Annotated in this window: 18 protein-coding genes and 1 riboswitch; of the genes, 6 read left to right on the top strand and 12 right to left on the bottom strand. The window is 71.5% G+C overall.

Features of this window, described 5'->3' with window-relative positions:
• Window positions 1-23: 23 nt before the first annotated feature.
• The gene (locus ACH4XV_RS04870) at window positions 24-1,502 is read right to left on the bottom strand and encodes a glutamate--cysteine ligase (RefSeq protein ID WP_395786811.1); all 1,479 of its coding nucleotides are present in this window, start codon (window positions 1,500-1,502) and stop codon (window positions 24-26) included.
• Between the two features lie 352 nt (window positions 1,503-1,854).
• On the opposite strand from ACH4XV_RS04870, the gene ACH4XV_RS04865 reads away from it, so the two are divergent.
• From ACH4XV_RS04865 to ACH4XV_RS04840, 6 genes are all read left to right on the top strand, one after another.
• Window positions 1,855-2,640: a polysaccharide deacetylase family protein gene (locus ACH4XV_RS04865; RefSeq protein ID WP_395786810.1), complete on the top strand. Its 786-nt coding sequence runs from the start codon at window positions 1,855-1,857 to the stop codon at window positions 2,638-2,640.
• Window positions 2,641-3,033: 393 nt separating this feature from the next.
• A complete protein-coding gene (locus ACH4XV_RS04860) occupies window positions 3,034-4,233 on the top strand; it encodes a hemolysin family protein (protein WP_395786809.1) in 1,200 nt (399 codons plus the stop codon).
• Entirely contained in the window at window positions 4,233-5,219 is a 987-nt protein-coding gene (locus ACH4XV_RS04855; RefSeq protein WP_395786808.1) for a hemolysin family protein, read from the top strand. The genes ACH4XV_RS04860 and ACH4XV_RS04855 overlap by 1 nt, the downstream gene beginning before the upstream one ends.
• 222 nt (window positions 5,220-5,441) lie before the next feature.
• On the top strand, window positions 5,442-6,011 hold the full coding sequence (locus ACH4XV_RS04850; RefSeq protein ID WP_380000928.1) for a hypothetical protein: 570 nt from the start codon (window positions 5,442-5,444) through the stop codon (window positions 6,009-6,011).
• A gap of 152 nt (window positions 6,012-6,163) precedes the next feature.
• On the top strand, window positions 6,164-6,364 hold the full coding sequence (locus ACH4XV_RS04845) for a DUF5999 family protein (protein WP_126640671.1): 201 nt from the start codon (window positions 6,164-6,166) through the stop codon (window positions 6,362-6,364).
• 177 nt (window positions 6,365-6,541) lie between these two features.
• Window positions 6,542-7,141 carry a TetR/AcrR family transcriptional regulator gene (locus ACH4XV_RS04840; RefSeq protein ID WP_395786807.1) on the top strand — a complete coding sequence of 200 codons (600 nt, stop codon included), beginning with the start codon at window positions 6,542-6,544 and terminating at the stop codon, window positions 7,139-7,141.
• A gap of 36 nt (window positions 7,142-7,177) precedes the next feature.
• On the opposite strand, the gene gcvP is transcribed toward ACH4XV_RS04840, so the two are convergent.
• The 11 genes from gcvP to ACH4XV_RS04785 form a co-directional block, all read right to left on the bottom strand.
• Entirely contained in the window at window positions 7,178-10,099 is a 2,922-nt protein-coding gene (gene gcvP / locus ACH4XV_RS04835) for an aminomethyl-transferring glycine dehydrogenase (RefSeq protein WP_395786806.1), read from the bottom strand.
• Between the two features lie 199 nt (window positions 10,100-10,298).
• Window positions 10,299-10,396: riboswitch (glycine riboswitch) on the bottom strand.
• A gap of 71 nt (window positions 10,397-10,467) precedes the next feature.
• The gene (locus ACH4XV_RS04830; RefSeq protein ID WP_395786805.1) at window positions 10,468-11,877 is read right to left on the bottom strand and encodes a DNA polymerase IV; all 1,410 of its coding nucleotides are present in this window, start codon (window positions 11,875-11,877) and stop codon (window positions 10,468-10,470) included.
• A gap of 94 nt (window positions 11,878-11,971) precedes the next feature.
• The gene (locus ACH4XV_RS04825; RefSeq protein WP_395786804.1) at window positions 11,972-12,658 is read right to left on the bottom strand and encodes a vancomycin high temperature exclusion protein; all 687 of its coding nucleotides are present in this window, start codon (window positions 12,656-12,658) and stop codon (window positions 11,972-11,974) included.
• Between the two features lie 47 nt (window positions 12,659-12,705).
• On the bottom strand, window positions 12,706-13,320 hold the full coding sequence (locus tag ACH4XV_RS04820) for a MerR family transcriptional regulator (protein ID WP_395786803.1): 615 nt from the start codon (window positions 13,318-13,320) through the stop codon (window positions 12,706-12,708).
• Between the two features lie 368 nt (window positions 13,321-13,688).
• Window positions 13,689-14,162 carry a bifunctional nuclease family protein gene (locus ACH4XV_RS04815; RefSeq protein WP_020548711.1) on the bottom strand — a complete coding sequence of 158 codons (474 nt, stop codon included), beginning with the start codon at window positions 14,160-14,162 and terminating at the stop codon, window positions 13,689-13,691.
• A gap of 161 nt (window positions 14,163-14,323) precedes the next feature.
• On the bottom strand, window positions 14,324-15,085 hold the full coding sequence (locus ACH4XV_RS04810; RefSeq protein ID WP_395786802.1) for a MerR family transcriptional regulator: 762 nt from the start codon (window positions 15,083-15,085) through the stop codon (window positions 14,324-14,326).
• Window positions 15,082-15,600 (bottom strand): FHA domain-containing protein, encoded by a 519-nt coding sequence (locus tag ACH4XV_RS04805; protein ID WP_395786801.1) that lies wholly within the window; start codon window positions 15,598-15,600, stop codon window positions 15,082-15,084. Before ACH4XV_RS04805 ends, ACH4XV_RS04810 begins: the two co-directional genes overlap by 4 nt.
• Window positions 15,601-15,979: 379 nt before the next feature.
• Complete coding sequence (gene gcvH, locus ACH4XV_RS04800; protein WP_126640677.1) at window positions 15,980-16,366, bottom strand: glycine cleavage system protein GcvH; 387 nt, start codon at window positions 16,364-16,366, stop codon at window positions 15,980-15,982.
• 75 nt (window positions 16,367-16,441) lie between these two features.
• A complete protein-coding gene (locus ACH4XV_RS04795) occupies window positions 16,442-17,224 on the bottom strand; it encodes a DUF881 domain-containing protein (RefSeq protein WP_395787062.1) in 783 nt (260 codons plus the stop codon).
• A 541-nt stretch (window positions 17,225-17,765) separates the two neighbouring features.
• Window positions 17,766-18,098: a small basic family protein gene (locus tag ACH4XV_RS04790; RefSeq protein ID WP_020548716.1), complete on the bottom strand. Its 333-nt coding sequence runs from the start codon at window positions 18,096-18,098 to the stop codon at window positions 17,766-17,768.
• The gene (locus tag ACH4XV_RS04785) at window positions 18,095-19,072 is read right to left on the bottom strand and encodes a DUF881 domain-containing protein (RefSeq protein WP_395786800.1); all 978 of its coding nucleotides are present in this window, start codon (window positions 19,070-19,072) and stop codon (window positions 18,095-18,097) included. The genes ACH4XV_RS04790 and ACH4XV_RS04785 overlap by 4 nt, the downstream gene beginning before the upstream one ends.
• Window positions 19,073-19,246: the final 174 nt, after the last annotated feature.

The raw sequence follows: 19,246 nt of genomic DNA, 5'->3' as shown, positions 1-19,246 counted from the left end.
ATCGAGCGCGGATAAACCCGCCGTCAGCCCACGGGCCACGTGTGCACCGGGTCCCCGCCGCGCATGTGCTCGGCATACCGCAGGGTCATCGCACGCAGCGCCTCCAGCCGGTCCATGCCCTTGGCGTCGCGGTAGTGGTGGTACTGGGCGCTCTGCCAGCCGGCCCCGTTGACCCGCAGCAGACAGCGCTGCTCGATGATGCCCAGGTACTCGTCCCGCTCGCGCGGGTCGATGCCCCACCGGTCCAGCCCCTCGTATGCACGCGGCAGCAGGTCGTCCAGGACCAGTCGGGTGACCGGAACGGTGCCGTGGCCGGGCCAGTTCAACTCGGCGTCGATGCCGAAGCGGGCGCCCGCGTGGAAGTTCTCGGTGGCCACCTCGAACGGCATCCGCTCCCACACCGGATGTTCGTCGTCCACCAGCGAGCGCACCAGACCGTAGTAGAACGCCGCGTTGGCCATGATGTCGACCACGGTCGGTCCGGCCGGCAACACCCGGTTCTCCACCCGCAGATGCGGTTTTCCGCGCGCGACGTCGTACACCGGGCGGTTCCACCGGTAGATGGTGCCGTTGTGCAGCTTGAGTTCGCGCAGATGCGGCACGTCGCCCCGATCCAGCGCCTCGATCGGATCCTCGTCGTCGCAGATCGGCAACAGCGACGGGAAATACCGCAGGTTCTCCTCGAACAGGTCGACCACCGAATCGATCCAGCGTTCGCCGAACCAGGTCAGCGGCCGAACACCCTGTGCGATCAATTCCTCCGGCCGGGTGTCGCACGCCTGCTCGAACAGGATCGGCCGGGTCTCGCACCACAACTCGCGACCGAACAGGAACGGCGAGTTCGCGCCGATGCCGCACTGCACCCCGGTGATGGACTGCGCCGCGTTCCACAGAGGGGCGAAATTGCGCGGCGTGACCTGGAGGTGGAACTGCACCGACGTGCACGCGGCCTCGGAGACGATCGTGGTGGAGGTGGTGTCCAGCCGCTCGACGCCGTCGATGCGCAGCCGGATGTCCTCGCCGCGGGCGTTCAGGATCTGGTCGTTGAGCAGCGTGTAGCGCGCGTTGTCGGATATCGTCTCGAACGCCATGTGCGCGTCGGTGAGGGTCGGCAGAATTCCGATCATCACGATCCGCGCGTCGAGTTCGGCGGCCTTGCGATCCGCGTAGTCCAGACTCGTGCGCAGTTCCTCCACCAATTCGGAGAACACCGGCCCGGTCAGCCGGTGCGGCGGAATATTGACCTCGATGTTGAAGAGGCCGAGTTCGGTCTGGAAATCGGGGCTGGCTATCCGCCGCAGTACTTCGGCATTGCTCATCCGGGGCCGGCCCGCGGCATCGGCCAGGTTGAGTTCGATCTCGACACCCATGAGCTTTCGAGCGCTCTCGAACCGGTTCTCGTCGAGCATGCGTTGGAGTGTTTCCAGACAGCGACGCAATTTGTGCCGGTAACGCTGCCGGTCGGACCGGCCGAACTCGGTGACCTCGACCTTTTCGCCCATGAATGCCCCTCCCCAGGAACCCGACTCCGGTACGGAGCCGGTCGAGTGGTCGCAATCCGGTACCTGTCGGATCGGGACGTGCCGAACGTTCCCGCCGACGTTCCCCCCAACCGATGCATCGGGCCGACATTGGGAACATTACCGATCGACCGTGACGAATCACAGGGGAACCACGAGGCTGACAACCACGTCACTGATCACATCGAGGATGCATCCGGTGGTCGATCTTCAAGCCTTGTCGGCGATCACCTAGGGTGGCCTCTTCCCAAGGCGCCGAAGCGAGATCTTTTTGGGGGTTGTCGTGCGGGGGTTGATTCGGGCACTGCCGATACAGGGTCTGCGATTCCAGGCAGTGGTCACGGTCATCGCGATCCTCGTCTGTGGCGCACTCGTATGGAATGTCGTCGGCGACGGTCGCTGGTCGTCGGCGGCGGCCTCGACCCGGGCCGGCGAAGCACCCAAGGAGATACAGGCACCGCTGCAGCCGGGCAGCCCGAACGCACAGGAGCCGGCCACGCCGCCGGCCGCGCAGCAGCCGCCGGTGGACTCCACCCTGGTGAGCAAGGTCAAGGGCGAGGGCAAGGTGGTCGCCCTGACCCTGGACGACGGGCCGTGGCCGGAGTGGACCGACAAGGCCCTGTCGATCCTCGCCCGCAACGACGTCAAGGCCACCTTCTGCATGGTCGGCCAACAGGCCAAGGACCACCCGGACCTGGTCCGCAAGGTGGTCGCGGCCGGCCACACGTTGTGCAACCACACCATGACGCACGACATCAACCTGAAGAAGCGCACACCGCAGGAGATGCACGGCCAGATGCAGGAGACCCTGGAGTGGATCCACAAGGCCTCCCCCGGCACGCCCGTGCGCTGGTTCCGCGCCCCGGGCGGCAACTGGTCCGAAGAGGTCCGCCAGACCGCCGCATCGCTGGGCATGGGCTCACTGCACTGGACGGTGGACACCAACGACTGGCAGAAGGCCGGCGTCCCCAAGATGCTCCAGAACGTCCACGGCCAACTCGGCCCCCGAGGCATCATCCTGTGCCACGACGGCGGCGGCGAACGCAGCCAAACCATGACAATGCTCGAACAAATAATCCCCGAACTAAAGTCCAACGGCTACACCTTCGTAACCCCGTAGCCAACCGCAACCCCTACACACGGCTCCACCAAACCCAGCCCGTCCGGCGCTTGACGACAAAGCACCACCCAACCGCAACCTCCACACACGGCACCACCAATCCAGCCCGTCCGGCGCTTGAGGACAACACCCGACCGCAGCCCACGCATCGAACGACACACACTCCAGCCCGTCCGGCGCTTGAGGACAAAGCACCACCCAACCGCAACCTCCGCACACGGCGCCACCAATCCAGCCCGTCCGGCGTTTGAGGACAAGGCCCCCGGATGGGCGGCCGAACGCATACTCCCGCGCCCACCGGGCAAGAGCGCACGAGCGCCCGCTCCCCCGGAGGCCCCCATCGACACCCCCCTCGCCATCGGCCTCCTCCTACTCCTCATCGCCGGCAACGGCATGTTCGTCGCCGCCGAGTTCTCCCTCGTCACCGTCGAGCGCAGCGACGTCGCCGCCCGAGCCGAAGCCGGCGACCGCGGCGCCCGGCGCGTACTCCACGGCCTGCGCACCCTCTCCTTCCAACTCTCCGGCGCCCAACTCGGCATCACGCTGACCTCGCTGGTCGCCGGCTACCTCGCCGAGGCCGCGTTCCGCCTCCCCAGGTTCGCCGCCCTCGTACTGGCCTCCGCGTTGCAGATGGTGCTCGGCGAACTCGTGCCCAAGAACGCCGCGATCGCCCGCCCCCTGGGCGTCGCCCGCGTCGCCGGCCCGTTCCAGATCGGCTTCTCCCGGCTCTGCCGCCCGCTGATCGTCTTCCTCAACGGCTCCGCCAACGTCCTCGTGCGCGGGCTCGGGATCGAGCCGCAGGAGGAACTCGGCTCGGCCCGCTCCCCCGACGAACTCGCCCAACTGGTCCGGCATTCGGCCCGTGCCGGCGCGCTGCCGGTCGGCACCGCCCGGATCCTGAACCGCGCCCTGCGCTTCGCCGGCAAACAGGCCGCCGAGGCGATGACCCCGCGCACCGAACTGATCACCCTGCCCGCGACCGCGTCGGTGACCGAACTGCTCGACACCGCCCGCGCGTGCGGCCACAGCCGGATCCCGGTGCGCGGCCAGGACCTGGACGAGATCGTCGGCGTGGCCGTGGTCCGCGACGCGCTGCGCGTGCCCGCCGCGGAGCGCCCGCACACCCCGCTCACCCGGATCGCCCGCGCCCCGGTCCTGGTGCCCACCTCGCTCGACCTCCAACGCGCCGTGGAGCGCCTGCGCGAGGGCCGCACCCAGCTGGCCGTCGTGGTCGACGAGTACGGCGGCACCGCCGGCGTGCTGACCGCCGAGGACCTGGCCGAGGAACTGGTCGGCGACCTCGCCGACGAACACGACCCGGCCGACGAGCCGGACGCGCCGCCGCAGCGCCCCCCGAGCACCCACGTGCTGCGCCTGTCCGGCCTGCTGCGCGCCGACGAGGTCGAGGAGGCCGGCGGCTGGCGCATGCCGGTCGGCGACTACAACACGCTGGCCGGCCTGATCCTGGCCGAACTGGGCCGGCTGCCGCAGGTGGGCGACCACGTGGACGTGGCCGGCCGGCGGCTCACCGTGGTCCGGATGGACCGGCACCGGATCGACGAGGTGGAACTGCGGACGGAGACCGACGGGTGATGGGCGACCTGCTGCTGTCGCTGGTCCTGCTCGCGGCCAACGCGTTCTTCGTCGGCGCCGAGTTCTCGGTGATCTCCGCCCGCCGCACCCGGATCGCGCCCCGGGCCGAGGCCGGCTCGCGCCGGGCGACGATGGTGCTCACCGCGATGGGCCGGCTGTCCACCATGCTCGCCGCCGCCCAACTCGGCATCACGGTGGCCTCGCTCGGCTTGGGCGCGGTGGCCGAACCCGCCCTCGCGCACCTGCTCGGCACCCCGATCGAGGCACTGGGCCTGCCCGCCGGCGCGGTGCACCCGATCGCCTTCGTGGTGGGCCTGGCCGTGGTGGTGTTCTGCCACATGGTGCTCGGCGAGATGGTGCCCAAGAACATCGCGCTGGCCGGCCCCGAGGAATGCGCGATGTGGCTGACTCCGCCGCTGCTGGTGTTCGCCCGGGTGACCGCGCCGATCCTGTGGCTGTTCAACCACGCCGCCAACCTGTGCCTGCGCGTCTTCGGAGTGCGGCAGGTGGACGAGGTGCGCAGCGTGTACACGATCGAGGAACTTCCGGCGCTGCTCGCCGAGTCGCGCGAGCACGACCTGCTCGACGTGGACGAGCACGACCGGCTCGCCGGCGCGCTCGCGCTGCACTCCGGGACGGCCGCCGAGGTGTTGCGCCCGTGGTCCGACGTGGTGGCGCTGCCCGCCCCGGTGTCGGCGGCGGCCCTCGAAGAGGTCGCGGTGCGCACCGGACTGTCCCGCTTCCCCGTCCTGGACCGCGCCGGGCGCCCCGAGGGCTACGTCCACGTGCTCGACGTACTGGCGCCCGAAACGGACGGTTCCGTACCGGTCTATCCGCTTGTCACCGTCACCCCGGATACCGCGCTGACCGGCCTGTTGGCCCGCATGCGCGGCTCCCGCACCCACCTGGCCCTGGTACTGGCGCCGGACTCCGCACCGCTGGGCCTGGCCACCCTCGACGACGTGATGTCCTCACTTTTCCCCTGATCGAGACTGTTCCAAAAGGTCTTCAATCGGGTGTCAGTTCGCAATACACCGTTACTTTTCGCAGCCGTTTCGGTACAATGCGCTGACCGGCCCTGCCGGGTCCCTCTGTACGCCGCCGGGTCGTCCCCCGGCCGGATACCCGGTTCCCCACAGCACAGCGCCGCTTTCCCCTCCCCGGATTTTCCGGGTTTCTTGGACTCTGCATCGAAATGAGGCGGTCTCATGGTCCTGCGTGTGCCCGAGGCTCCCGAATCGGCCCGACGAGCGGCGCGAGCCGTACTCGATTCCCGTGAATCGCTTCCCGTCGACTGCCGCGCCGATCAAGCCGCGCTCACGGCCGGATTCCCGCACCGCGTCTTCGAGATCGACCTGCTCGACCTGGTCTCCGAGCGCGGTGTCCGCAGCGCTCGGCAGGTGGGTTGGCGCTGGCTCATGTGGTCCGGCGACACGGTCGTCGGCGGCATCGAGGTCCGCACCGGCCCGACCGGCCACGGCGTCGGCCGATTCGTCGAGGGCCCGTTCACCGTCGCCACCGCGCCCGCCGCCGCAGCGGCCCGCGCACTGCCGGGGACTTTGCTGCGCCGCGACGAGGCGCGCCTGCTGAACGTCCCCGGGATGTACATGGTCGCGCTTTGGCTGGCGGACGAGGCGGGCGGTGTCGACCTGCTCATCCCGCTCGCCCCGGCGCCCTGCGGGGTGCAGGCGCTGCGCGGATACACCGCGGCCGAACTGGCCGAAGTCCTGGCCGCGCGTACCCGCCGGCCGGCCGCCGTGGGGGCTCCGGACAGCTGATCACACCCGGCCGTTCACACGTGTGGTCACATCTTGGGCGCAGTCGGGTGAGAACCGCGATAAGTCCTGCGCGAGGCGGTTTCAAGGCGGAGACTGTGATCTGCCGGGCAATGGGGCCCGGCGCGCTCCGCGCAGACAGAGAAGGTACGAGGATGTGCCAGCACCGACCGCATTGCCCCCCGGCGGACAGCCCCGATCGTGAGGCCGCCGTCGTCGTGGCCGCTCATTTCGAACAGGGATGGAGCCTGCTGTGCAACGGCGTCGTCCTGTTCGAGGACACGGGCGAACTGCTGCCGGACGGACGCACCATCGCCCCGCACCGACCCCGGGTGGGGTTGGTTTCGGCGGCCTGAACCGTTCGCACGGCCCTGACGAGCCGGAGGTCCCTCGGAACGACCTCCGGCTCTCGTCTGCCCGCGACCCGGTCCGGCGGCGGCGCGGAGCCCGGGTCGACCCGGAGCCCCCGCGCCCGCGGTCCCGATACAGTCCGAGCGGCACCGGCTGCGCGCGAGACTCGGAGTTTTGTCCCCATGGGCATTGGCGACACTGGCGACACCCCTCGGCCCGGTCGCCCGCGTGACCCGCGCACCGACGAGTCGATTTTGGCCGCGGCCCGCGAACTGGTCGCCGAGCAGGGGTACAACCGGGTCAGTATCGACGCGGTCGCCCGCCGCGCGGGGGTGACCAGGCCGACCGTGTACCGCCGCTGGCCGTCGAAGGCGCACCTGGTGCACGAGGCGGTGTACCCGGCCCGCGAGATGAGCTTCCGGCCGCTGCCGCACGAGGACTTCGCCACGGGCGTGTCGCGCTTCGCCGAGGCCGCGCTCGAGTCCTTCCGCCGCCCGGAGACCGCGGCGGCGGTCCCCGGGCTGCTCGCCGAGTACCGCGACCAGCCCGAACTCAAGGATCTGCTCGTGGCCCGAATGGATCCCGTCCGGGCGATCTTCCGGGCCTTCGTCGCGGACGCGATCGCGCGGGGTCAGGCCCGCCCCGACCTGGACGCGGATCTGCTGTTCGAATCGCTCAGCGGCGCGCTGATGTTCGGCGTCCTGGGCAGCGACCTGGCCGCCAGGCCCGGCTTCGCCGCCTCGGTGGCCCGCCTGCTGACCTACGGCGCGGCCCGCCCCTGAGCGCCGGCTCGGGGACGGGCCGCGCGGGCCCGCGGATCAGTTGGCGCCGTACGCCTCGATCGGCGGGCACGAGCAGACCAGGTTGCGGTCGCCCTGGGCGCCGTCGATCCGGCGCACCGGCGGCCAGTACTTCTCGGCCGGCACCACCCCGGCGGGGAAGACCGCCTCCTCGCGCGTGTAGGCGTGCGCCCACTCGCCGGCCAGCAGCGCGGCGGTGTGCGGGGCGTTCGCCAGCGGGTTGTCGTCGGCCGGCAGGTCACCCGAGGCGACCCGGTCGATCTCGCCCTTGATCGCGATCATCGCGTCGCAGAACCGGTCGATCTCGTGCAGGTTCTCGCTCTCGGTCGGCTCGATCATCAGCGTGCCCGGCACCGGGAAGGACATCGTCGGCGCGTGGAACCCGTAGTCGATCAGCCGCTTGGCCACGTCGTCCACGCTGACGCCGGTGGCCTTGGTGATCCCGCGCAGGTCGATGATGCACTCGTGGGCGACCAGGTCGTTCGGGCCGGTGTAGAGCACCGGGAAGTGCGGCGCGAGCCGCCTGGCGATGTAGTTGGCGCCGAGCACGGCCACCTGGGTGGCCTCCTTGAGCCCCTCCGGGCCCATCAGGCGCAGGTAGGTCCACGGGATCGGCAGGATCGCCGCGGAGCCCCACGGGGCCGCCGAGATCGGTCCCACGCCCGTCTCCGGGCCCGCGGTGGGCTGGAGCGGGTGGTTGGGCAGGTACGGCGCCAGGTGCGCGCGCACCGCGACCGGGCCGACGCCGGGGCCGCCGCCGCCGTGCGGGATGCAGAACGTCTTGTGCAGGTTCAGGTGCGACACGTCGGCGCCGATCGCGCCGCCGGGCTGGGCCAGGCCGACCAGCGCGTTCAGGTTCGCGCCGTCCACGTACACCTGGCCGCCGGCCTCGTGGATGGCCGCGCACACCTGCTCGATGCCCTCCTCGAACACGCCGTGCGTGGACGGGTAGGTCACCATCAGCACCGCGAGCGTGTCCCGGTACTGCTCGATCTTCGCGTGCAGGTCGGCCAGGTCCACGTCGCCGTTCTCACCGGTCTTGACCACCACCACGCGCATCCCCGCCATCACCGCGCTGGCCGCGTTGGTGCCGTGCGCGGAGGAGGGGATCAGGCACACGTCGCGTGCGGTGTCGCCGTTGGCGTGGTGGTACGCGCGGACCGCGAGCAGCCCGGCGAGTTCGCCCTGGGAGCCGGCGTTGGGCTGGAGCGAGACCTTGGCGTAGCCGGTGATCCGGGCCAGCGAGTCGGCCAGCCCGTCGATCAACTCCAGGTAGCCCGCCGCCTGGTCGACCGGCGCGAAGGGGTGCATGTTCGCGAACTCGGGCCAGGTGATCGGCTCCATCTCGACCGTGGCGTTGAGCTTCATCGTGCACGAGCCGAGCGGGATCATGCCCCGGTCCAGCGCGTAGTCCTTGTCCGCGAGCCGACGCAGGTAGCGCAGCATGTCGGTCTCGGAGCGGTGCGTGTGGAAGACCGGGTGGGTCAGGAACTCGGTGTCGCGCAGCAGCCCCGAGGGCAGCGCGTCGGCGGTCTCGGCGTCGAGCGCGGCCACGTCGCCGCTCACCCCGAACGCGCCCCAGACCGCCTCGACGTGCGCCCGCAGCGTGGTCTCGTCACACGTGATCGCCACGTGGTCCGCGTCCACCGGCCGCAGGTTGACGCCGGCCGCGCGGGCCGCCGCGAGCACTTGCTCGGCCCGACCCGGCACCCGGGCGGTGACCGTGTCGAAGAAGTCGCCGTGCACCACCTCGACGCCGCCGGCCCGCAGCCCGCCCGCCAGCACGGCCGCGTAGCGGTGCGTGCGGCGCGCGATCGAGGCGAGCCCGTCCGGCCCGTGGTAGACCGCGTACATCCCGGCCATCACCGCGAGCAGCACCTGGGCGGTGCAGATGTTGCTGGTCGCCTTCTCCCGGCGGATGTGCTGCTCGCGGGTCTGCAGCGCGAGCCGGTACGCGGGCGCGCCGTCGGCGTCCACCGACACCCCCACCAGGCGGCCCGGCATGCTGCGGGTCAGCTTCTCGCGGACCGCCAGGTAGCCCGCGTGCGGGCCGCCGAAGGCCATCGGCACCCCGAACCGCTGGGTGGTGCCGACCGCGATGTCGGCGCCCATCGCGCCGGGCGCGCGCAGCACGGTGAGCGCGAGCAGGTCGGCGGCGACCGCCACCAGCGCGCCCTGCGCGTGCGCGGCCTCGATCACCGGGGTCAGGTCGCGAACCAGACCGTCGGTGCCCGGGTACTGGAGCAGCACCCCGAAGCAGCCGCCCTCGGGCAGCCCGTCGGCGGTGTCGGCGACCACGACCTCGATGCCCAGCGCCCGCGCGCGTGTGCGCACCACGGCGATGGTCTGCGGCAGCGTGGCCGCGTCCACGACGAACACGTCGCTCTTGGCCCGGCCCGCCCGGCGGGCCAGCGTCATCGCCTCGGCGGCGGCGGTGGACTCGTCGAGCAGCGAGGCGCCGGCCACGTCCAGGCCGGTCAGGTCGGTGACCACGGTCTGGAAGTTGAGCAGCGCCTCCAACCGGCCCTGGGAGATCTCCGGCTGGTAGGGCGTGTAGGCGGTGTACCAGGCCGGGTTCTCCAGCACGTTGCGGGTGATCACCGGCGGGGTGAAGGTGCCGTGGTAGCCGAGCCCGATCATCGAGGTCAGCACGGTGTTGCGGGAGGCCAGCTCGCGCAGTTCGGCCAGCACCTCGGCCTCGGTGCGCGCGGCCGGCAACTCGAAGCCCGCGAGCGCGCGGATCGCGGCGGGCACCGCCGCGTCGGTCAGCTCGTCCAGGGACCCGTAACCGATCGCGGCGAGCATCTTCGCCTGTTCGTCGGTGTCCGGACCGATGTGCCGGCCGGTGAACGGCGACGCGGCCTCCAGGCCGGTCAACGAGCCGGGGCCGGAGGGGAGTACGGCGTGAGCACGCGTCGGGGCAGGGGTGCGCGGTGTCATCGCGAAAGGCCTCCTGGATCGCTCCTGGACGGACACGCGGGTCGCGCGCCCACCGGCCTCCCCCTCTGTCATCGGTACCTGAGAGCTTCACCCCGCCCGGAACACCGGCGGGGCCGGTCCCACGAACGCGATTTGCACCGTCGGCGAGGATCCGACCCGACTCGGCGAGCCACGTGCGGATCCTGCTTTCCAGAGTGCCCACGACCACGCGGTACGGGTGCCTGAGAGATTCCGGGGAGGAGTTGCTCCTTCGGCGCCTCGTGCGGACGAACACGAGAACTCTCCCGCGCGAACGTAATGGGCGGCTTCAACGGTATCAGCGTGGCATCGGATACGGACGGGACGCCAGGCCGGAGGGGTGCGGGTTGTCAGGTCGACGGGGGCGGCGGAGGCGGCGGGCCGGGGTCGGCGGGTCCGGCGGGCCGGTCGTCCGCGTCGCCCGTGCCCGGGAGGGGCAGCGGCTCCCCCGGTCGCAGCGCCGGGTCGGCGAGGGCGAACGTGCGCACCCGGCCCGGCTTTCCGCCCGGGACCTCGAAGCGCACCGTGACGCGGCCGACGCCGCTGCCCTGGACCCAGCCGGGGCCGAAGTCCTCGTGGACCACGTCCTGGCCCGGGGACCAGGAGACCCGCTCGGGGCCGGCCTCGGCGGGCTCCTCCCCCGCCGGCCCCGCGTCGTCGTCCTCCGGCTCCTCCGCCGGCGTGTCGGCGGCGCCGAACAGGTCCTGCTGGGCGAAGTCGGCCAGGCCGCTGACGCCCACCCCGAGCAGCCGCACCCCGCCGGTGACGTCCACCTGGGCGGCCAGTCGGCGGATCGTCTCGCGCACCACGCCCGGGTCGTCGGTGGGGCCGCGCAGCGTCTCCGAGCGGGTGAGCGTGCTGAAGTCGTAGCGGCGCAGCTTCAACACGATGGTGCGGCCGGAGCGGCCGGCCGCGCGCAGCCGCTCCACGCAGCGGATCGAGAGGCGGTCCAATTCCCTGGTGATCCGCTCGCGGTCGACCAGGTCGGTGGCGAAGGTGTCCTCGACCGACACCGACTTGGCGTCCCGGTCGGCCACCACCGGGCGCGCGTCCAGGCCCGCGGCCAGGACGTGCAGGCCGTGTCCGTGCGCCTGGCCGAGCAGGCGTACCAGTTCGCTCTCGTCCACCGCGGCCAGGTCGGCGACGGTGTCCAGGCCGGCCCGGCGCAGCACGTCGCCGGTGGCCGGGCCCACCCCGGGCAGCGCGCGCACCGGGAGCGGGTCGAGCATCGCCCGTTCGGTGCCGGGCACCACCACGCACAACCCGTCGGGCTTGTCCGCCTCAGAGGCGATCTTGGCCAGCAGTTTGGAGGTGGCCGCGCCGACCGAGCAGGTCAGGCCGGTGGCGGCGTGGATGTCGGCGCGCAGGCGCACGGCGATCTCGGTGACCCGGGCGGTGTCCAGGGCGCCGCCGTGCGGGCCCGCGTCCAGGTCGATGAACGCCTCGTCCAGGCTGAGCGGTTCGACCAGCGGGGACAGCCGGTGCAGCAGTTCCATCACGGTGTCGCTGACCTGCCGGTAGAGGCCGAAGCGGGGGCTGAGGAAGGCGGCGTTGGGGCAGCGCCGGCGGGCCTCGCCGATGGACATCGCGGAGCGTACGCCGAAGACCCGGGCCTCGTAGGAGGCGGTGGCCACGACACCCCGGGCGCCGATGCCGCCCACGATCACGGCCTTGCCGGCCAGGCTGGGCTTGGCGACCTGCTCGACCGACGCGTAGAACGCGTCCATGTCGAGGTGGAGGATGCCCGGCGCCTGTCTCACACCGCGCAATCATGACGCACCGGTCCGACATCCCCGGTGAACGGTCGTTCGGGCGCGCCGCAGCGAGACACCGGGCGGGCGGTCGCCCCCGGGGTCAGTCCTCCAGGGCGCGCCGGATCGCGTCGCTGGGGCGACCGGTCACCCGGGGGTCCGGCTTGAACACGATCGTTCCGGTCGCCTTGATCGCGGCGAGCACCTCGCGGCCGGTTCCGTACACGGTGGGTCCGATGTGACCCCACGTCAGGGATCGGTCCGGAACACCGTAGGCATCGATGCCGGCGGCCTTGCACAGCGCCAGCGCACGCCGCAGATGGAAGCTCTGCGTGACCACGATCATCCGCTCGATGCCGTAGATCCGCTTCGCCCGGGCGCAGGAATCCCAGGTGGAGAATCCCGAATCGTCGCTCACGACGCGTTTGTCCGGGACTCCGCGCTCGACGAGGTAGCGCCGCATCACCCCGGTCTCGTCGTAGCGGTTGTCGCCGCCGTCGCCGCTGACCAGGATCACCCGGGTCTTGCCGGCCCGGTACAGCCGCAGCGCCACGTCGAGTCGGCGGGCCAGCAGATCCGACGGCCGATCCCCCCGCACGCCCGCGCCGAGCACCATCGTGACGTCGCGCGCGGGCACCCGTTCCACCGAGCGCACCCGGTCCCCGGCGTACAGGTGCAGCCCCGTCACCGGGGCCAGTCCGGCCACCGTGAGCAGGACGACGGCCTGGTAACCGCGCCGTTGGGCACGCCGGGAGCGGGGCAGGGTGGGGCGACGAATGGGCACATCCACGTGGACGTCCCGCCCCGCGCACCGGTTCCCACCGGCGGTATCGCCGATCAGACCGCGCGTTCTCGACGCCTGCGGGCCAATTCGTCGCCCGGATGGACCTGCGGGGTCGGCTCCCCGGTGCCGGTGTGCTCGCCCTGGAGCTGCGCGAGCGAGCCCTCGACCTCGCGCCACACCGCCCCCACCGCGATGCCGAAGACCCCCTGGCCGCCCTGGACCAGGTCGATGACCTCGTCGTAGGACGTGCACTCGTACACGCTCGCCCCGTCGCTCATCAGGGTCATCCCGGCCAGGTCGCCGATGCCGCGTCCGCGCAGGTGGGCGACCGCGATCCGGATGTTCTGCAGCGAGACGCCGGTGTCCAGGAGCCGCTTGACGATCTTCAGCACGAGGATGTCGCGGAAGCCGTACAGCCGCTGCGTGCCCGGGCCGTGGGCCGAGCGGACCGTGGGCTCGACCAGGCCGGTGCGGGCCCAGTAGTCGAGTTGCCGGTAGGTGATGCCGGCCGCCGCACAGGCGGTCGGGCCGCGGTAGCCCACGTCCTCCGACGGAGTGCCGGGTGGGACGATGTCCGGCCGCCGGAGGCCCGCACCGGGGTCGGTCGCCGGCAGAGGACGTGCCGTGCGGGCGCGCTCCGCCGCCGTGATGTCGCCGGTGCTGCTCACGCCGACCTCCCTTTCGTCCCCGCGCGCCCGGGTACGGCGCGAGGAGTCTCCTTCAATCCCGGGCCGCAGGCGGCGAGGTGCAACGCGCAGGGGTCATCCCGGAACTGTCGATTTCGACGGTAGGCAGTCACCAACAGCGCGTCAACGACCGGGGCGTTCGGCACGCCGAGTGACGCTGCTCGCACGAGTGGTTTGAGCCCGGCGCACACGGGTAGGTCTGCCGGCTTTGCCGCTGATCGCTTCTGCCCGAAACCGATCGACCCCGATCGGGTCCGAGACGCGAAGAACCGCCGACCGGGACCCGGCCGCCCAGGAGGCGAGGGGGTCGGTCGACGGTTCCGAGGATGCGCCGGGCCGGAGCGGGCCGGCTATTGGCTCGTGGTGCCGAAGTCCTCGGGCGAGATGTCGTTCAGGAACTCCCTGAACTTCTCGATCTCGTCCTCCTGCTCATTGGGGATCACGATGCCGGCCTCGTCCAGGACCGCGTCGCTGCCCACGATCGACGTCCCGGTGCGCAGCGCGAGCGCGATCGCGTCCGACGGGCGCGCGCTGACCTCCACGCCGCCGGAGAAGACCAGCTCGGCGTAGAACACGCCCTCGCGCAGGTCGGTGATCCGGATCTGGGTCAATTCCTGCCCCAACGCCTCCAGCACGTCCCGGAAGAGATCGTGCGTCAGAGGACGCGCGGGTACCACGCCCTGTTGGGCGAACGCGATGGCCGTCGCCTCTACCGGGCCGATCCAGATGGGGAGATAACGATCGCCCCCCGTCTCCCGTAGGAGCACGATCGGCTGGTTAGAGGGCATCTCCACCCGGACGCCCACAACCTCTAGCTCGTTCACATCGCCACACTAGCGCGCTCGACTGTCGGTGACCGATCCCCGGGGGCCGAATAGGTCGGGGATTCGTCGTTTTTTCTTCGTGGCGCCGTCGGGGGGCCGGCGCGGGTCCGAGGCCCGGCGGCGACCGTACGCCGGGGTAGGGCGCCGAGCGGGCGCGCCGGTCAGCGGCCCAGGCGTGGCGCGAGCGCGGTGGTGACCAGGACGGTGTGCAGGCGCGAGGTGAGCGCCAGCAGGTCGCGGACGGTCTCCTCGGCGCCCGCCTTCGCGCGGGCGCCCCTGCGGTGCAGGAGCGGCGCGACGATCTGCTCGACCAGGGCGGCCTCGCGGTCCGCCGCGGCCTTGGCCTGTCGCAGGTGACGCGGCTCGACGCCGTAGCGGCCCAGCGCGGCCACCAGGCGGGCCACCACGAGCGCGTCCCCGTCGTAGACCACACCCTCCTCGGCCGCGTCCGCACCGGCCTCGTCGGGGCGCGGGCGGTGCGGCTGGATCAGGCCGAACTCCTCCAGGCGGGCCAGGTCCGCGTCCTGGATGCCGGCCGCGGCGATCAGCCCCGGCCGGTCGAGGAGCACCGTGCCCCCGTCCCGGCCGGCCGCTCCGGGATCGCCGTCCCCGTTCCGGGGGTGCTCGGATTCGGCCGGGGTCGGGCCGGCCGGTTCGAGCCCACGATCCATCGCGTCGAGCTGGTCCTTGATCACCCGCAGCGGCAGGTAGCGGTCGCGCTGCACACGCAGCACGTAGCGCAGTCGTTCGATGTCGGCGGGGCCGAACTTGCGGTAGCCCGACGGGCTCCGCTGCGGCTCGATGAGCCCTTCCGCCTCGAGGAACCGGATCTTGGAGATGCTGATGTCCGGGAACTCGGGACGCAACAGGGTCAACACCCCGCCGATGCTCGAGGAGACCGATCCGGCCGCCGCCGAACTCACCCCATCAGCCCCTGCCTGCTCGGGAAGAAGACCAGCCGGTACTTGCCGATCTGGACCTCGTCGCCCGGCGTCAGCGGGACCTCGTCGATGCGCTCGCGGCCCACGTAGGTGCCGTTCAGGCTGCCCACGTCGGCGACCGCGAAGCCCCCGGCGGTGCGGCGGAACTCGGCGTGCTTGCGCGAGACCGTCACGTCGTCGAGGAAGATGTCGCTCTGCGGGTGCCGACCGGCCGTGGTGCGGTCCGAGTCGAGCAGGAAGCGGCTGCCGGAGTTGGGGCCCCGGCGCACCACCAGGAGCGCGGTCCCCGGCGGCAGCGCGTCCACCGCGGCCTGCGCCTCGGGGGTCAGGATCTCGCGGGGCGCGGGTTCCGCGTCCAGCGCCTCGATGCCGCTGATCGAGATGGTCGAGGTCTGCTCCGACGCCCGCTCGGCGCCGGCGCCCAGACGCGCGCCGCAGTTGGAGCAGAACCGGCCGCCGGGCGGGTTGTGATGCCCACAGGTGCCGCACACGACCACGTCGGCCTCCTGACCCGTCCCGGTCGAACCTCGACCTTCGGTCGAGAGTTGTCCGAAACTTATGCGCGCCGTGTGTTCCTGGTCAACAGCGACATGCCCGGCGGTGGCGTCGGATTCGCCCATCCGAGGGGCGGGGGCGGGAGCGGGCGACGCGCCGGTGGAGGCCCCGTTGGGGGAACCCGGCGGCATCGTCGGCGGGGCGGCCGGCGGATTGCCGGACCTTCCCGCATCGGCAGCCGGCGCGTCGCCGGAGCGACGGGAACGACCGAACAATTTCGCGAACAACTTCACGGGCGAACCTCCCCGAGAGAACCTGGCCCGCCCGTGGGGCAGGAGGAGTGGGTCGTGGTGATGGACTGCCTACCGCTTCGCCGGGCCGTCAGGAGCCCAGGCTGTTCTGGTAGGCGGCCGCGTCCAAGAGCGCGGCCGGGGCGGCGGGGTCGTCGAGGCGCACCTCGAACATCCAACCATCGCCGTAGGGATCGGAGTTGACCAACTCCGGTGCGCCGTCGAGTGCGTCGTTGACGGTGGTCACGACGCCGTCGAGCGGTGCGAAGAGGTCGCTGACACTCTTGGTCGATTCCAGTTCGCCGCAGGGCTCTCCGGCCACGACGCGGGTGCCGACCGGCGGCAGCGTGACGTAGACGATGTCACCGAGCGCGTCCTGCGCGTATTCGGTGATGCCGATCCGCACCGTCCCGGAGATCTCTTCCATGACGCGCACCCATTCGTGCTCCGTCGTGTACGCGAGATCTGCGGGGTACATGCGGACAGCCTGCCCTTCTTGCCCTGATGAGTGATGCACCGACGGCGACCGGCGGACTGATTCTGTCAGGTGTGCTCACCCGTTACCGGCGCCCGGTGCCGAGCGAGCGTAACCAGGCTTGTTCGCAGGCCGCAAGGCGTCGATCTGCACGTCCTGCGAGGGGGTGACGATGGCCCCCGCCTGCTTCTTCTCCAGCGTCTTCACCACGCCTCCGGGGATGTTCAGCGCGGGCTGGAGATCCTGCGGATTGCCGATCACCTTGAACACGTACGGCGGCAGCACCTTGACGTCGTCGATCAGGATGTCGCCGGGCGGCGTGCCATTGAACCAGGTGCCGGCCACCACGCGGACATCGTTGATCTGGATCACCTCGGCGCCCGCCGCGCGCAGTTCCTGGAGCGTGTCGAGCAGCACGTCGCCGGTGACCTGGCGCTGCGGATCGGTGATCGTCAGCGTGATGCCGGGCCCGCTCGCCTTGACGGTGCCCGCCAGCACGCCCAGGGCGTCCGCCTTGGCCGCGTTCTGCTGCCGGGCCTCCTGGACCCGGTCGTTGCTGCTCTGCAGCTGTGTGCGGCTGTTCTCCAGGCGATGCTTCTCGTCCTCCAACCGCCGTGTGCGCGCGTTGAGTTCGTCCAGCACCCGGACCAGGTCCTCCTGCCGCGCGCCGCGCAGCGGGTCCGACTCGTTGTTCGATCTGACCTGGATGGCCAGCCCGGCGCCGAGCGCGAACAGCAGCACGGCGCCCACGAGTTGGGCCCGGCTCACGCGCGGTGGCCAGAACGCCTCGATCAGCCGGCGCCGACCCGGCTGGTCGTCGACCCGCTCGGCGGCATGTGACGCCACCGGGTGCGGATCGATCCGGTCCGCCCCGTCGGGCGCCACGGCCTCGACCGAATCCGATTCCGGCCCGGGCGTGTCGCGCGCTTCGGCGCGCGCCCCCGCGTGCGGGAGTTCGGACGGGTCGCCCGGTTCGGGTGTTTCACGCGGTTCGCGCGCCGGGAGCCTGTGCCGGATCTCGTGTGCGGACTCGCGCACCGGCGCGGTGATCGGCGCGATCTCCGAGGTCACCTCGGCGGCCTGCTCGCGGATCCGCTCCCGGATGTGCCGGCCCTCGTGGTAGAGGTCGACCGGGCGCCGGGTCTCGATCGTGGGCTTGCGGGCGGACGGCGCCTCCGGCTCCGACTCGATCCCGGGTGCCGGCACCGGTTCCGGATCGGGTTCCGGATCCGGAACCGCAGCCGAAATCGCCGCCGGAATAGGATCCGGAGCCGGCTCCCGCGCCGGCGGGCGTTGCGGCTCCTCCGGTGGGCGCGGGAGCCCCAACTCCCGGGGATCCTCGTCGTGGCGGGCGTGTCGCCCGCGCGTCTCGTCCGTTTCGTCGGCCATGTGTGACTCCCCGTCAGGCCCGGAAGACGTGCCGCCGGATGGCCGCCGCGTTGGAGAAGATCCGGATGCCGAGCACGACCACCACGCCGGTGGACAACTGCGCGCCGACGCCCAGCTTGTCGCCGAGGAAGACGATCAGGGCCGCGACGACCACGTTCGACAGGAACGAGACCACGAAGACCTTGTCGTCGAAGATGCCGTCGAGCAGTGCGCGCAGGCCGCCGAAGACCGCGTCGAGGGCGGCCACGACCGCGATGGGCAGGTACGGCTCCAGCTCGTGCGGGATCACGGGTCGGGCGAGATACCCGACCACGACCCCGAGGACCAGGCCGAGGACCGCGATCACTGTTTACCCTTTCGTTCGGTCGCCTTTTGCGACGTTGTCGGCGCGCCGGTCGGCCGGGCCGAACCGCTCGGCGGTCCGCCGGTGCCCGTGGGCGAGGCGGGCGGTGGGCTCGGGGTCGGCTTGGCCGGGGTGCTCGGCGGCGGGGCCGGCGGCGGTGCGCCCGCCGGGTTCGCGTAGCGCAGCGAGGTGCCCAGGGCGGCGGGCAGCTTCATCTTCTTCTGCGCGCTCAGATTGACCCGGATCCCGTAGTTCTCCTGCAACTGGCGCAGATACCGCCCGTCCGCGCCGACCATGAACTCCACCTGCATCGGCTTCGCGTTGCCGATCGCCAGGATCGTATAGGGCGGCGCGAGCGGGCGGTTGTCGACCAGGATCGAGGCACCGGCGGCGCGGATCGCGGACAGCGCGGTCAGCCGCTGGTTGTTGATCGAGATGGCCTCGGCGCCGGCCTTCCACAGGCCGTTGACCAGCCGCTGGAGGTCCCGGTCCAGGATCCGGCCATTCGCCGCGGCCTCGGCTTGGCGCGGGTCGCTGGTGCCGTTGCTGTTGTCCGAGCCCTTGGCGTCGTCGGCGACCACCTTCAGCCCCGGTCCCTCGACCGGTTCGGATCCGGTGAGCAGCGCGAGCAGTTCGACCCGGTCCTTGGCCCCCTTGGGCAGGGAGACCTCCTGGATCGCGTCCACCTCGTCGCGCAACCGTTCCACGGTGGACTGGAGGCCGTCCACCTCGGCCTCGTCGGCGTGGATGCGGTCGACCAACTGGTGCCGCTCGCGCTCGGCCTGCGGCGCGGCGGCGTGCACCTTCATCGCGGCGACCATCAGGATCATCGCGATCAGCGCGACCCCGACGACCGCGAGTATCCGGGCCAGCGGCCCCTTGTTCATGCCGGTGTCGCCGCGCACCGCACGCCGCGCGGTGGCCTCCGCGTAGCCGGCGTCGAGGCTGTTGGTCATCATGTCCACGAGCAGGGACATCGAGGCGTCCGGCCGCCTGTACCGGCTTGTTCCCGGTGTCTCCCGCGATGACATGCGCCCCATCGTTCCATGCCGGTCGGAGTGCCCGTTGCAGGGTCCGATACGGGATCCGGCCGCGGATCGCGTGCGGCGATCCACGGCCGGAAGAGACCCTACAAGACACTCCCGGCCACC

The organism is Embleya sp. NPDC020630 (assembly GCF_044334985.1).
In the GTDB taxonomy this organism is placed as follows: domain Bacteria; phylum Actinomycetota; class Actinomycetes; order Streptomycetales; family Streptomycetaceae; genus Embleya.
The sequence above is the reverse complement of the archived record's forward strand: the minus strand, read 5'-3'. Positions and strand labels throughout refer to the sequence as shown.

Bases quoted from the DNA above. Each gene is read 5' to 3' on its own strand.
- ACH4XV_RS04870 (WP_395786811.1), bottom strand. From the start codon at position 1,502: ATGGGCGAAAAGGTCGAGGTCACCGAGTTCGGCCGGTCCGACCGGCAG.
- ACH4XV_RS04860 (WP_395786809.1), top strand. From the start codon at position 3,034: ATGTTCGTCGCCGCCGAGTTCTCCCTCGTCACCGTCGAGCGCAGCGAC.
- ACH4XV_RS04855 (WP_395786808.1), top strand. From the start codon at position 4,233: ATGGGCGACCTGCTGCTGTCGCTGGTCCTGCTCGCGGCCAACGCGTTC.
- ACH4XV_RS04850 (WP_380000928.1), top strand. From the start codon at position 5,442: ATGGTCCTGCGTGTGCCCGAGGCTCCCGAATCGGCCCGACGAGCGGCG.
- ACH4XV_RS04845 (WP_126640671.1), top strand. From the start codon at position 6,164: ATGTGCCAGCACCGACCGCATTGCCCCCCGGCGGACAGCCCCGATCGT.
- ACH4XV_RS04840 (WP_395786807.1), top strand. From the start codon at position 6,542: ATGGGCATTGGCGACACTGGCGACACCCCTCGGCCCGGTCGCCCGCGT.
- gcvP (WP_395786806.1), bottom strand. From the start codon at position 10,099: ATGACACCGCGCACCCCTGCCCCGACGCGTGCTCACGCCGTACTCCCC.
- gcvH (WP_126640677.1), bottom strand. From the start codon at position 16,366: ATGTACCCCGCAGATCTCGCGTACACGACGGAGCACGAATGGGTGCGC.
- ACH4XV_RS04785 (WP_395786800.1), bottom strand. From the start codon at position 19,072: ATGTCCCTGCTCGTGGACATGATGACCAACAGCCTCGACGCCGGCTAC.